This window comes from Streptococcus sp. SCPM-O-B-15304 (M98) (assembly GCF_058200215.1).
In genome coordinates this window covers 59,962-73,756 of the sequence record NZ_JBYQGQ010000003.1, presented here as the reverse complement: position 1 = coordinate 73,756, position 13,795 = coordinate 59,962, and the positions used below count along the sequence as shown (strand labels likewise).

Genomic DNA, 13,795 nt, shown 5'->3' with positions numbered 1-13,795 from the left:
ATCTTACAAATTTTCCCAGTCAAATTCTTCTGCATCTTTACGAAGAAGTTCTTGTGCATTACGTAATTTTTCAGTAATCTTGACAAAGATACGGAAGTCATCAAAGATGGCATCCAATTTCTTGATTACATCAAGATCTACCAAGTCACCATTCTTATCGAATGCTTGAAGAGAATGAGAGAGCAAGAACTCATCTGGGAGAACATTTGCTTTAATTTCTGGTGCATTCAAGATTTGACGGAGTTGCAATTGAGCACGTGATGAACCGAGTGTACCGTATGAAGCACCTGTGATCATCACTGGTTTGTTAAGAAGTGGAAATACTCCATAAGAAATCCAAGCAAGAGCGCTCATAAGAACAGCAGGAATTGAGTGATCGTATTCAGGAGTACCGATAATCACACCATCAGCTGCTTCAATTTTTGCAACAATTTCTAAGGCTTCTGCAGGAATAAGTTTATCTGCAGGTTTGTTGAAGACTGGTAGGTCTTTAATTTCTACCAATTCGATTTCTGCTTTATCAGCAAAGTGTTTTTGCATATATTGAAGCAGTTGGCGGTTTGTGGAACGTTTAGAGTTAGTTCCTACAATAGCAATAAGTTTTAGCATGAGCTTTCCTTTCTCTTTTTGCATTATTTATTATTTATCTTTGGATACCGGATGAACAAGCGATATGTCCATCTTTATCAATAAGGATGGCTTCGATTCCATCGATATTTTCGATTTGCCACATGATAGAAGCGCTACGTTCACCAAACAATCGTGTGGTCCATATCTCACCATCAACTGAGCGGTCAGATATAATCGTTAAACTAGCCAAATCCGTCTCAATAGGATAGCCAGTTTCACTATCGAAAATGTGATGATAATCCTTTCCATCGATTTCAAGATGCCGTTCATAAATTCCAGATGTAACAACTGACTTTCCAGTAATAGATAAGGTCATCAGGTGATTCCCACGTGGATGATTAGGGTCTTGAATACCAATTTGCCAAGGTTGTCCATTTCTGGCTTGGTTATTACCAATGGTAAGGATATTTCCCCCAAGATTGATAAGAGCAGAAGTGACACCATTTTCTTTTAAGAAAGTAGCAACCTTATCTGCGCTATACCCCTTTGCTAAACAACCTAAGTCAATTTTCATCCCTTTTTTTTCTAAAAAAACAGTAGAATCAATTGAATCAAGCTTGATAAAACAGGGATCTATCAATGGTAAAACCGAAGAAATTTCTTCAGGACTAGCAACTTTTGCATCGGAAAAACCAATACGCCAGGTTTGTACCAAGGGACCAATACTAATGTTGAGATGACTTCCAGGAGCTAGACTGTGTTCTAATCCTAAAGAAATCAGTTCAAACAAATCAGGATGGACCTTAACTGGGGCAATTCCCGCCTGATAGTTAATTTCCATCAATTCCGATTCGGTGCTATTCGCATTAAATCGAAATTCAAGTTCCTTTAGCAAATCAAAAGCTTGACGGAGAAGATTATCCGCTTGTTCATGTACCAAGGAAATAGTAATCGTAGTTCCCATTAACCGTTCAGATAATGAACTGAGAGGCAAAAAATCAACTCCCTTCAAATCAATTGGAAATATTGTAAATCCAAATATGAAAGCAATCTGAAGATTTATATTTCATTTCCATATAAATAGAATATCATAAAGTCAGCGTTTTCACAAATTATTTTTTACAAAAAGTCAAGAAATATGCTTGAATAAATAAAAAATGTGCAAAAAACTTTGAAAAGATTGAAAATAAATTGATATATATTTCAAAAAAATTTCAAAAAAACAGTAAACTAGTCAAAAAACTTGTAAACGCTCACAGATAATGATATACTAGAAAGGTAAATAAAAAATTAAAGGTAGGAATTATCTTATGAGTAAAATTGTAGTCGTGGGTGCTAACCACGCTGGAACTGCTTGTATCAACACTATGTTGGACAATTTTGGAAGTGAAAATGAAATCGTTGTCTTTGACCAAAACTCAAACATTTCATTCCTAGGATGTGGAATGGCTCTTTGGATTGGTGAGCAAATCGATGGTCCAGAAGGTCTCTTCTACTCAGATAAAGAAAAATTGGAAGCAAAAGGTGCTAAAGTTTATATGAACTCACCAGTTCTTTCAATTGACTATGATAATAAAGTTGTTACTGCTGAAGTTGATGGAAAAGAACACAAAGAATCATACGAAAAATTGATCTTTGCGACTGGTTCAACTCCAATTTTACCACCAATCGAAGGTGTTGAAATTGTTAAAGGTAACCGCGAATTCAAAGCAACTCTTGAAAATGTACAATTCGTTAAATTGTACCAAAACGCAGAAGAAGTTATCAACAAACTTGCTGACAAGAGCAAACATCTTGAGCGTATCGCTGTTGTCGGTGGTGGATACATCGGTGTTGAGCTTGCTGAAGCATTCGAACGTCTTGGAAAAGAAGTTGTCCTTGTTGATATCGTAGACACAGTCTTGAACGGTTACTACGACAAAGACTTCACGCAATTGATGGCTAAGAACTTGGAAGACCACAACATCCGTTTGGCGCTTGGACAAACTGTTAAAGCTATCGAAGGTGACGGTAAAGTTGAACGCTTGATCACTGACAAAGAAACATTCGATGTTGACATGGTTGTTCTTGCAGTTGGTTTCCGTCCTAACACAGCTCTTGCTGATGGCAAGATTGAACTTTTCCGCAACGGTGCCTTCCTTGTAGACAAGAAACAAGAAACATCACTTCCAGGAGTATTCGCTGTGGGTGACTGTGCGACTGTTTATGACAACGCTCGTAAAGACACTAGCTACATCGCTCTTGCATCAAATGCTGTACGTACTGGTATCGTAGGTGCTTACAATGCTTGTGGACATGAACTTGAAGGAATCGGTGTTCAAGGATCAAACGGTATCTCTATCTATGGTCTTCACATGGTTTCAACTGGTTTGACTCTTGAAAAAGCTAAAGCTGCAGGCTACAATGCTGTTGAAACAGGCTTCAACGATCTTCAAAAACCAGAATTTATGAAACATGACAACTATGAAGTAGCAATCAAGATTGTCTTTGATAAAGATAGCCGTGAAATCCTTGGTGCTCAAATGGTATCTCGTGATTCAGCAATCAGCATGGGAATTCACATGTTCTCATTGGCTATCCAAGAACATGTTACTATTGAAAAATTGGCCTTGACAGACCTATTCTTCTTGCCACACTTCAACAAACCATATAACTACATCACAATGGCTGCACTTACAGCTGAAAAATAATGATTTGTAAAACGGAAGATTTGCTTCTTCCGTTTTTATCATCAAAAAAAATAGTAACTTCAAATTCGAAGTTACTATTTTTGTTGTCTATGTATTAGGAAGTTTCTTCTTTTACAAAGGTGAAGCCTTCTCCAAGAATTTCGTGAGCTTCAGTGATGGTAATAAAGGCCTTAGGATCAATCGTATGAATCAATTCTTTCATCTTAATCATTTCATTTCTTGCTACGATACAGTAGATAATTTTTAAATCTTTTTGACTGTAGTAACCTTGCCCTGATATGAAGGTGACACCTCGACCTAACTCTTCATTGATTTTATCTGCCACTTCCATAGGCTTTTGAGTGATAATCATAAAACCTTTTCCAGCATATCCGCCTTCACCAATCAAGTCAATAACTCTTGAAACGATGAAGTCAAATAGAAGTGTATAAGTTACGAGACGAAGGTCTTTGAAGATTATTAAAATGAGCATTAAGATGAGGAAGTCTAGTGCAAAGAGTAATTTCCCTACGGAGATATTGGTGTACTTGTTCAGGATTCGAGCGACGATATCTGTTCCACCAGTGGTACCACCAGCATTGAAGATAATACCTAGACCAAGTCCCAAAAGAACACCCGCAACTAAAGCAACGATGACCAGATCTCCCTCAAGATTAAAGCTGAGAGGAATCTTCTCAAAGATTGCCAGCCAAATAGATAAGGAAATAGTACCAAGCAGGCTGCTGTACAGGGTCTTCGCACCAAATATTTTCCAGGCTAGAATGAATAATGGGATATTGATGATGAGGTTCATCACGGAGATAGGGATGTTAAAGAGATAATAGGTAATCAAGGTGATTCCTGTTGCTCCACCCTCGAATAAGTGGTGGGGCACAACAAAATACGTGAGTCCGAAGGCATAAATGGCTGCTCCGAATATTATGGTTAAAATAGATTTGATATGCCGTAGCATTGAACGCACCTCCCATTTTTATTTGAGTCTATAGCAGTAACAGCCCACCAGTATACAAGACTTTATTTGATTTTCATGGACTGAATTTTTTCAGGGTCTGGTGTGACACGGAGGGTCTTTTGCCCAGTATAGGTGACAAAACCAGGTTTTCCACCAGTTGGTTTGTTGAGTTTTTTAACTTCAATCATATCTACCCGAACGAGATTTGAGAGACGTCCCTTAGAGAAGTAGGCTGCAAGTTCTGCTGCGTCTGTTTTAACCTCATCAGTAGGCTTGAGATTGCCTGAGATAACAACATGACTTCCAGGGATGTCCTTAGCGTGGAACCAGAGTTCTTCTTTACGGGCCATTTTAAAGGTCAATTCCTCGTTTTGTAGGTTATTGCGCCCCACATAGATGATCGTTTTTCCATCACTAGCTAGATACTGCTCTGGTTTCTGTCGTTTCTGGATTTTTTCCCTTTGTCTTCGACGGATAAATCCTGTTTGGATCAATTCTTCACGAATTTCAGCAATCTCATCGAGTCCGGCTTGATTGAGTACTGTTTCGACACTTTCTAGATAGAGAATGGTTGCCTTGGTTTCTTCAATCAGGTCAGTCAAGTATTTAACAGCTTCTTTTAATTTCTGATAGCGTTTGAAGTAGCGTTGAGCATTTTGGTTTGGCGTTAAAGCCTTATCAAGTGCAATCGTGATAGGCTGGTTGGTGTAGTAGTTTCCCAAAATGACCTGATCTTGGTCATTAGGAACTTGATGAAGGAAGGTTGTAAGCAACTCACCTTTTTGTCTAAATTCCTCTGCATTTTCAGTAGCTTGAAGTTCTTTTTCTTGTTTCTTCAGTTTTTGACGATTCTTTTGTAGTTCGTTTTCGACGCGACGTATGAGTTCGCTAGCTTGCTGCTTAACTCGATCACGCTCTGCTTTATCCTTATAATAGATATCAAGTAATTGTGAAAGACTGTCAAAATTCTCCGCTGTTTTACTAGAAAAAGGCACACAAGAAAAGGATTTATCTGTTAGGCAAGGTTTGGTTTCTTGTCCAAAGAAGTTCCGGAAAGTGGCTAGTTTATCATTAAGCAGTTGTCTTTCTAACTCGGTTGCTGTATCTCTTCCCAAACCTTGAAAGAGGTTTTGAAGATTTTTAGCAGTTAACTCTTGGGTTTGTAGAATCTCAAAGAGTTTTTCGTCCTTGACCATAAAAGGATTGAGAGCTTCTGTACTTGGAGGAGCGATATAAGTAGCACCTGGTAATAAGGTACGGTAGCTATTTTGAGAGAAACCGATATGCTTGATAACTTCAAGAATTTTGTGACTAGATTTATCTACAAGGAGAATATTGCTATGTTTGCCCATAATCTCGATAATAAGCGTGGCCTGGATATGGTCCCCAATCTCGTTTTTATTGGAAACCGTGATTTCCACGATACGATCGTTTTCAATTTGTTCGATTGACTCGATAACTGCTCCTTGAAGGTACTTTCTCAATACCATAATAAAAGTAGATGGCTGAGCAGGGTTTTCAAAGGTTGATTCTGTTAACTGGATGCGTCCAAAAACTGGATGGGCAGACAGGAGCAAACGATGACTTTTACGATTGCTACGGATTTGCAAGACCAGTTCTTGTTCAAAGGGTTGATTAATCTTTTGGATGCGACCATTTAGTAGTTCAGTTCGCAATTCCTCAACCATGTGGTGTAAAAAAAATCCATCAAATGACATGGTTCTCTCCTCGTGAATGTATTCCATAGTATTATATCAAAAAGGTAGAATAAAATCATAGAAATGTGATATAATAAAGCCAAGTAAAGAGAATCGAGAAGCACATGTATATTGAAATGGTAGATGAAACTGGACAAGTTTCAAAAGAAATTTTAGAACAAACACAGGAAATTTTAGAATTTGCTGCAAAAAAAATTGGAAAAGAAGACAAGGAAATGGCGGTCACATTTGTGACCAACGAACGAAGCCATGAACTCAATCTAGAGTTTCGTGATACCGATCGTCCAACAGATGTTATCAGTCTTGAATATAAGCCGGAGTTAGAGATTGCCTTTGATGAGGAAGATCTGGAAAATGATCCCGACTTGGCAGATATGATGTCAGAATTTGATGCTTATATCGGTGAGCTTTTCATTTCCATTGATAAGGCACATGAGCAAGCTGAGGAGTACGGTCATAGTTTTGAACGTGAAATGGGCTTCTTGGCAGTGCACGGCTTTTTACACATTAACGGCTATGATCACTACACTCCCGAGGAAGAAGCGGAGATGTTCGGTTTACAAGAAGAAATTTTGACAGCCTATGGACTCACAAGACAATAAACGAAAATGGAAAAATCGTGACCTAATCTCCAGTTTAGAATTTGCCATTACAGGGATTTTTACTGCGATTAAGGAAGAACGTAACATGAGAAAGCATGCAGTGACGGCTCTAATAGTTGTCCTTGCAGGTTTTGTTTTTCAGGTGTCACGAATCGAATGGTTATTTCTGCTTTTGAGCATTTTCATGGTAGTAGCTTTTGAGATTATTAATTCAGCTATTGAAAATGTAGTAGATTTGGCTAGTCACTATCACTTTTCTATGTTGGCAAAAAAAGCTAAAGACATGGCAGCTGGTGCTGTGCTTGTGGTTTCTCTTTTTGCTGCTTTGACAGGTGCACTCATCTTTCTCCCACGGATTTGGGATTTATTATTTTAAACAGTAAGAGGAAATTATGACATTTAAATCAGGCTTTGTAGCCATTTTAGGACGTCCAAATGTAGGGAAGTCGACTTTTTTGAATCATGTCATGGGGCAAAAAATTGCCATCATGAGTGATAAGGCGCAGACAACACGCAATAAAATCATGGGGATTTACACCACTGATAAGGAGCAAATCGTGTTTATCGATACTCCTGGAATTCACAAGCCTAAGACAGCACTCGGAGATTTTATGGTAGAGTCTGCCTATAGCACTCTTCGTGAAGTAGATACTGTTCTTTTTATGGTTCCTGCAGACGAGCCACGTGGTAAGGGTGATGACATGATTATCGAACGACTCAAGGCTGCTAAGGTTCCGGTTATTCTTGTGGTCAACAAAATTGATAAGGTACACCCTGATCAACTTTTGACTCAAATTGATGATTTTCGCAATCAGATGGACTTTAAGGAAATTGTTCCGATTTCAGCCCTTCAGGGGAATAATGTCTCACGTTTAGTCGATATTCTCAGTGAAAATCTTGAGGAAGGTTTCCAGTATTTCCCAGCGGACCAAATTACTGACCATCCAGAACGATTCTTGGTTTCTGAGATGATTCGTGAAAAGGTCTTGCACCTAACTCGTGAAGAAATTCCACACTCAGTTGCAGTAGTCGTGGACTCTATGAAACGAGACGAGGATACAGACAAGGTTCATATCCGAGCAACCATTATGGTTGAACGTGACAGCCAAAAAGGGATTGTCATCGGTAAAGGTGGTGCCATGCTCAAGAAAATTGGGACTATGGCCCGTCGTGATATCGAGCTCATGCTAGGGGACAAAGTTTTCCTAGAAACTTGGGTCAAGGTCAAGAAAAACTGGCGTGACAAGAAGCTAGATTTGGCTGACTTTGGCTATAATGAAAAAGAATATTAAGAAGAGGTGGGCAGTAGCCTGCTTCTTGTTTTTAGAGAAGGAGGAGTTATGCCTGAATTACCTGAAGTCGAAACGGTTCGACGAGGTCTTGAAAAACTGATTCTAGGGAAGAAGATTTCGAGTATAGAAATTCGCTATCCCAAGATGATTAAGACAGATTTGGACGAGTTTCAAAATGAAGTGCCTGGTCAAGAGATTCAATCGATGGGGCGCCGTGGCAAGTATTTACTTTTCTACTTGACAGATAAGGTTTTGATTTCTCATCTACGGATGGAAGGCAAGTATTTTTATTATCCAACCAATGTTCCTGAACGTAAGCATGATCATATTTTCATCCAGTTTGAAGATGGTGGTACTTTAGTTTATGAGGATCTACGCAAGTTTGGCACTATGGAATTGCTTGCTCCTGAACTCTTAGATGCTTACTTTGCATCTAAAAAGCTTGGACCAGAACCTACTGAGCAAGATTTTGATTTAGGAAGATTTAAACGAGCCTTGAAAAGGTCAAAAAAACCTATTAAATCTCATTTACTTGACCAGACGCTAGTTGCAGGATTGGGAAACATTTATGTAGACGAAGTACTCTGGAGGGCCAAGGTTCACCCTTCTAGACTTTCTAACAGTTTAACTGCTCAAGAGGCCAGAAAAGTCCATGATGAAACGATTAAGGTTTTAGGAAAGGCTGTTGAAAAGGGTGGTTCAACTATTCGCACCTATACCAATGCATTTGGAGAAGATGGCACCATGCAAGAATTTCATCAGGTCTATGATAAAACTGGGCAATCTTGTTCGTGTTGTGGAACCGTAATTGAGAAATTTCAGCTCGGCGGGAGAGGCACTCACTTTTGTCCAAACTGTCAAAGGAGGGACTGATGGGAAAAATAATCGGAATCACAGGCGGTATTGCTTCTGGGAAATCGACCGTTACAGAATTTCTAAGGCAAAATGGGTTTGAAGTAGTGGATGCAGATGCCGTGGTTCACCAACTACAAAAACCCGGTGGACGACTTTATCGGATTTTAGTGGATCATTTTGGGGAGAATATCCTTCTTGAGAATGATGAATTGAATCGACCATTACTTGCCAGTCTTATTTTTTCTAACTCTGAGGAGAGAGAGTGGTCTAAACAAACTCAAGGCCAAATTATCCGTGAAGAATTGTGGGATTTGAGAGACAAGTTAGCTCAGACTGAGGACGTATTTTTCATGGATATTCCATTACTTTTTGAGCAAGACTATGCTTCATGGTTTGATGAAACTTGGCTAGTTTATGTAAGTCGAGATACCCAGCTGGATCGCTTAGTGAAACGAGATTGTTTGACTATAGATGCAGCACAAGCCCGTCTTTCCTCCCAGTGGCCCTTAGAAGAAAAGAAAAAATTGGCTACTTGTGTAATAGATAATAATGGCAGTCGAGAGCAACTTTTGAGTCAGGTAGTGAAATTACTTGAAGGAGGCTATATCCATGCAAGAGATTAGTTGGAAGGATAATCTTCGTATTGCTTGGTTTGGTTGCTTTTTAACGGGGGCCAGCATTTCTCTTGTTGTTCCTTTCATGCCTATTTTTGTGGAACAGTTAGGAGTTAAAGGGGATCAAGTTGCCTTTTATTCAGGTTTAGCTATATCTGTTTCTGCAATTTCTGCAGCCTTTGTATCACCAATTTGGGGAATATTAGCAGACAAGTATGGTCGAAAACCTATGATGATTCGTGCAGGGCTAGCCATGACCATTACCATGGGCGGTTTAGCTTTCGTTCCAAATGTTTTCTGGCTCTTGTTCTTACGATTCCTTAATGGAGTTTTTACAGGATTTGTTCCAAATGCAACAGCCTTGATTGCTAGTCAAGTACCCAAAGATAGGTCTGGATACGCTCTAGGGACTTTATCAACTGGTGTTGTCGCTGGAACTTTGACTGGCCCCTTTGTCGGTGGACTCATTGCCGAAATTTTTGGCATTCGAAATGTCTTTTTATTAGTTGGTAGTTTCCTATTTTTGGCTGCTTTCTTAACCATTCTTTTTATCAAAGAAAAATTCCAACCAGTATCGAAAGAAAAAGCCCTTCCCACAAGAGAACTTTTTACCTCTGTCAAATACCCTTTTATCCTGTTGAATCTATTTCTAACTAGTTTTGTGATTCAATTTGCCGCCCAATCTATCGGTCCCATCCTTGCCCTTTATGTACGAGATTTGGGACAGAAAGAGAATCTTCTTTTTGTCTCTGGTTTGATTGTATCCAGTATGGGATTTTCAAGTATGATGAGTGCAGGTATCATGGGTAAATTAGGTGATAAAGTGGGCAATCATCGACTCCTTGTCGTAGCTCAGGTATATTCAGTTTTCATATATCTATTATGTGCAAATGCGACTAGCCCATTCCAATTAGGCTTCTATCGTTTTCTATTTGGTCTGGGGACAGGAGCTCTGATCCCTGGTGTAAATGCACTCCTTAGCAAGATGACCCCCAAATCAGGCATTTCAAGGGTATTTGCCTTTAATCAAGTCTTCTTTTATCTAGGAGGAGTGATAGGTCCCTTAGCAGGATCAGCAGTAGCGGGACAATTTGGCTATCACTCAGTATTTTATGCAACAGCTCTTTGTGTAGCTCTCAGTTGTTTATTTAACCTTATCCAATTTAGAACATTATTAAAAGTGAAGGAAATCTAGTGCGAGTAAAAATCAATCTCAAATGCTCCTCTTGTGGTAGCATCAATTATCTAACCAGTAAGAACTCCAAAACCCATCCAGACAAGATTGAGGTCTTAAAGTATTGTCCTAAAGAAAGAAAAGTGACTCTACATCTTGAATCTAAGTAGAAATTATGGTAGAATAATAGGGATTTTAAGGAGTTTGATATGTATAACCTATTATTAACCATTTTATTAGTATTATCTGTTGTGATTGTGATTGCAATTTTTATGCAACCAACTAAAAACCAATCTAGCAATGTATTTGATGCCAGTGCAGGTGATTTGTTTGAACGTAGCAAAGCGCGCGGTTTTGAAGCTGTGATGCAACGTTTGACAGGAATTTTAGTCTTTTTCTGGCTAGCCATTGCCTTAGCATTGACGGTATTATCAAGTAGATAAGAAAATAATGGGCGGGACTAGGTCTTTGCCTATTTTTATTTTTAAAAGAAATAAGGTTTTACACCAAAAAGAAAATATTATAAATCTAGAAAGTAAACATGAAAGATAAAATAAAAGAATATTTACAAGAGAAGGGGAGTGTCACAGTCAATGACTTGGCCAGTGCTCTCGGGAAGGATGGTTCAAAGGACTTCCGTGAGTTAATCAAAACTCTCTCCTTGATGGAACGTAAGCACCAGATTCGCTTTGAAGAAGATGGTAGTTTAACCCTAGACCAGAAGAAAAAACATGAGATTACTCTAAAAGGAATTTTCCATGCCCATAAAAATGGGTTCGGTTTTGTAAGTCTTGAAGGCGAAGAAGACGATCTTTTTGTTGGAAAAAGTGATGTTAACTATGCCATTGATGGCGATACTGTTGAAGTTGTCATCAAGAAAGTTGCTGACCGTAACAAAGGAACTGCTGCAGAAGCAAAGATTATCGACATCCTAGAGCACAGTTTAACGACAGTTGTTGGGCAAATTATTCTCGATGAGGAAAAGCCTAAGTATGCAGGTTATATCCGTTCTAAAAACCAAAAAATAAGTCAACCGATTTATGTGAAAAAACCATCTCTCAAGCTAGAAGGGACAGAAGTTCTCAAGGTCTTTATCGATAAATACCCAAGTAAGAAACACGACTTCTTTGTGGCGAGTGTCCTAGATGTTGTGGGACATTCAACGGATGCAGGGATTGATGTCCTTGAAGTCCTAGAGTCTATGGATATTGTCTCAGAGTTTCCAGAGGCTGTTCTGCAAGAAGCGGAAAGTGTACCTGATGCTCCATCCCAAAAAGACATGGAAGGCCGTCTGGACCTGAGAGATGAAATTACATTTACCATAGATGGAGCAGATGCTAAGGACTTGGACGACGCAGTTCACATCAAGCTATTGAAGAATGGAAATTTTGAACTTGGAGTTCATATCGCGGATGTTTCTTATTATGTAAAGGAAGGTTCTGCTCTTGATAAGGAAGCCCTAAATCGTGCGACTTCCGTCTATGTGACAGACCGAGTTGTACCAATGCTGCCAGAACGACTTTCAAATGGCATCTGTTCTCTTAATCCTCAAGTGGACCGCTTGACTCAGTCTGCCATTATGGAGATTGACAAAAATGGTCGGGTTCGTAATTACACCATTACGCAGACAGTTATCAAGACAAGTTTCCGTATGACTTATAGTGATGTGAATGATATCCTAGCAGGTGATGAGGAGAAGAGACAAGAGTATAAGAAAATTGTTCCTAGCATTGAACTCATGGCTAAGCTCCATGAAATTCTTGAAGGTATGCGGATTAAGCGTGGAGCTCTTAATTTTGATACCAATGAAGCTAAAATATTGGTTGACAAGCAAGGGAAACCAGTAGATATTGTTCTTCGTCATCGCGGTACTGCAGAACGTATGATTGAGTCCTTTATGTTGATGGCAAACGAAACAGTTGCAGAGCATTTTAGCAAGCTTGATTTACCTTTTATCTATCGTATCCATGAGGAACCTAAAGCTGAAAAAGTTCAGAAATTTATTGATTACGCTTCTAGTTTTGGTTTGCGAATCTACGGAACTGCTAGTGAGATTAGTCAGGAAGCCCTCCAAGACATCATGAGTGCTGTTGAAGGTGAGCCTTATGCGGATGTTCTCTCTATGATGCTTCTGCGTTCGATGCAACAGGCTCGTTATTCTGAGCATAACCATGGGCACTATGGCCTGGCAGCGGACTATTACACTCACTTTACCAGTCCGATTCGCCGTTATCCGGACCTCTTGGTTCACCGTATGATTCGTGACTATGGACGTTCCAAGGAAATAGCAGAACATTTTGAACAGGTCATTCCAGAGATTGCGACCCAGTCTTCAAATCGTGAGCGCAGAGCTATTGAGGCAGAGCGTGAAGTTGAAGCCATGAAAAAAGCTGAATACATGGAAGAGTTTGTGGGTGAAGAGTATGATGCAGTCGTTTCAAGTATCGTCAAGTTTGGTCTTTTTGTTGAATTACCAAATACAGTCGAAGGCTTGATTCACATTACTAATTTACCTGAGTTCTATCATTTTAACGAACGTGATTTGACTCTTCGTGGGGAGAAATCAGGGATAACCTTCCGTGTGGGACAACAGATACGTATTCGTGTTGAAAGAGCCGATAAGATGACTGGTGAGATTGATTTCTCCTTTATTCCAAGTGAATTTGATGTCATTGAGAAAGGCTTGAAACATTCTGGCCGTAAGGATAGAGGTCGTCGTTCGGATAAGAAAGAAGACAAGAGAAAAGCTAGTCGCTCAAATGATAAGCGTAAGCATTCTTCAAAAGACAAGAAGAAAAAAAGTAAGAAACCTTTTTATAAGGAAGTAGCAAAGAAAGGAGCTAAGCATGGCAAAGGGCGAGGGAAAGGTCGTCGCGCAAAATAAAAAAGCGCACCACGACTATACTATCGTAGATACGCTAGAAGCAGGAATGGTCCTGACAGGAACTGAAATCAAGAGTGTTCGAGCAGCCCGCATCAATCTGAAAGATGGGTTTGCTCAGGTTAAGAATGGGGAAGTTTGGCTGAGCAATGTCCATATCGCTCCTTATGAGGAGGGCAACATCTGGAATCAGGAACCAGAACGTCGTCGTAAACTTCTCCTTCATAAAAAGCAAATCCAGAAATTGGAGCAAGAAACCAAAGGGACAGGGATGACTCTGGTTCCACTTAAAGTCTACATCAAAGACGGCTATGCCAAGCTTCTTTTAGGACTTGCTAAAGGAAAACATGACTACGATAAACGTGAGTCGATTAAACGTCGTGAGCAAGACCGAGACATTGCGCGTGTTATGAAAGCAGTTAACCATCGATAGAAAGAGTGAAGGAA

At 39.5% G+C, this 13,795-nt stretch carries 15 protein-coding genes; 11 read left to right on the top strand and 4 right to left on the bottom strand.

Going from position 1 to position 13,795, the window contains the following annotated elements:
- Nucleotides 1-3: 3 nt before the first annotated feature.
- Nucleotides 4-609 carry an NADPH-dependent FMN reductase gene (locus AC3E7H_RS02655; protein ID WP_000915942.1) on the bottom strand — a complete coding sequence of 202 codons (606 nt, stop codon included), beginning with the start codon at nucleotides 607-609 and terminating at the stop codon, nucleotides 4-6.
- A 34-nt stretch (nucleotides 610-643) separates the two neighbouring features.
- On the bottom strand, nucleotides 644-1,564 hold the full coding sequence (locus tag AC3E7H_RS02650) for an FAD:protein FMN transferase (RefSeq protein WP_490676062.1): 921 nt from the start codon (nucleotides 1,562-1,564) through the stop codon (nucleotides 644-646).
- Between the two features lie 316 nt (nucleotides 1,565-1,880).
- Between AC3E7H_RS02650 and nox the strand changes: the two genes are divergently transcribed.
- Entirely contained in the window at nucleotides 1,881-3,260 is a 1,380-nt protein-coding gene (nox, locus tag AC3E7H_RS02645) for a H2O-forming NADH oxidase (protein ID WP_049525814.1), read from the top strand.
- 94 nt (nucleotides 3,261-3,354) lie between these two features.
- Here the strand turns inward: nox and AC3E7H_RS02640 are convergent, their stop codons facing one another.
- Both AC3E7H_RS02640 and AC3E7H_RS02635 read right to left on the bottom strand, forming a co-directional pair.
- Nucleotides 3,355-4,212, bottom strand: coding sequence for a YitT family protein (locus tag AC3E7H_RS02640; protein WP_490676061.1), 858 nt, complete (start codon nucleotides 4,210-4,212; stop codon nucleotides 3,355-3,357).
- 62 nt (nucleotides 4,213-4,274) lie between these two features.
- Nucleotides 4,275-5,930, bottom strand: a complete 1,656-nt coding sequence (locus AC3E7H_RS02635; RefSeq protein WP_490676060.1) for an Rqc2 family fibronectin-binding protein — start codon at nucleotides 5,928-5,930, stop codon at nucleotides 4,275-4,277.
- Between the two features lie 104 nt (nucleotides 5,931-6,034).
- Between AC3E7H_RS02635 and ybeY the strand changes: the two genes are divergently transcribed.
- The 10 genes from ybeY to smpB all read left to right on the top strand — a co-directional run bounded on the left by ybeY (nucleotide 6,035) and on the right by smpB (nucleotide 13,781).
- Nucleotides 6,035-6,532, top strand: coding sequence for an rRNA maturation RNase YbeY (gene ybeY, locus AC3E7H_RS02630; protein ID WP_000275150.1), 498 nt, complete (start codon nucleotides 6,035-6,037; stop codon nucleotides 6,530-6,532).
- Nucleotides 6,513-6,908, top strand: a complete 396-nt coding sequence (locus AC3E7H_RS02625; protein WP_000378151.1) for a diacylglycerol kinase family protein — start codon at nucleotides 6,513-6,515, stop codon at nucleotides 6,906-6,908. Before ybeY ends, AC3E7H_RS02625 begins: the two co-directional genes overlap by 20 nt.
- A 16-nt stretch (nucleotides 6,909-6,924) precedes the next feature.
- Entirely contained in the window at nucleotides 6,925-7,824 is a 900-nt protein-coding gene (era, locus tag AC3E7H_RS02620) for a GTPase Era (RefSeq protein WP_490676059.1), read from the top strand.
- 48 nt (nucleotides 7,825-7,872) lie between these two features.
- On the top strand, nucleotides 7,873-8,697 hold the full coding sequence (mutM, locus tag AC3E7H_RS02615; protein WP_001114615.1) for a DNA-formamidopyrimidine glycosylase: 825 nt from the start codon (nucleotides 7,873-7,875) through the stop codon (nucleotides 8,695-8,697).
- Nucleotides 8,697-9,302 (top strand): dephospho-CoA kinase, encoded by a 606-nt coding sequence (gene coaE, locus AC3E7H_RS02610; protein ID WP_000516161.1) that lies wholly within the window; start codon nucleotides 8,697-8,699, stop codon nucleotides 9,300-9,302. Before mutM ends, coaE begins: the two co-directional genes overlap by 1 nt.
- Entirely contained in the window at nucleotides 9,289-10,488 is a 1,200-nt protein-coding gene (gene pmrA / locus AC3E7H_RS02605) for a multidrug efflux MFS transporter PmrA (protein WP_001156292.1), read from the top strand. The genes coaE and pmrA overlap by 14 nt, the downstream gene beginning before the upstream one ends.
- The gene (rpmG, locus tag AC3E7H_RS02600) at nucleotides 10,488-10,637 is read left to right on the top strand and encodes a 50S ribosomal protein L33 (RefSeq protein WP_001809104.1); all 150 of its coding nucleotides are present in this window, start codon (nucleotides 10,488-10,490) and stop codon (nucleotides 10,635-10,637) included. The genes pmrA and rpmG overlap by 1 nt, the downstream gene beginning before the upstream one ends.
- A 39-nt stretch (nucleotides 10,638-10,676) precedes the next feature.
- Nucleotides 10,677-10,910: a preprotein translocase subunit SecG gene (secG, locus tag AC3E7H_RS02595; RefSeq protein ID WP_000282514.1), complete on the top strand. Its 234-nt coding sequence runs from the start codon at nucleotides 10,677-10,679 to the stop codon at nucleotides 10,908-10,910.
- A 98-nt stretch (nucleotides 10,911-11,008) separates the two neighbouring features.
- Nucleotides 11,009-13,351, top strand: coding sequence for a ribonuclease R (gene rnr / locus AC3E7H_RS02590; protein WP_000653286.1), 2,343 nt, complete (start codon nucleotides 11,009-11,011; stop codon nucleotides 13,349-13,351).
- Nucleotides 13,314-13,781: an SsrA-binding protein SmpB gene (smpB, locus tag AC3E7H_RS02585; RefSeq protein WP_001051741.1), complete on the top strand. Its 468-nt coding sequence runs from the start codon at nucleotides 13,314-13,316 to the stop codon at nucleotides 13,779-13,781. The genes rnr and smpB overlap by 38 nt, the downstream gene beginning before the upstream one ends.
- Nucleotides 13,782-13,795: the final 14 nt, after the last annotated feature.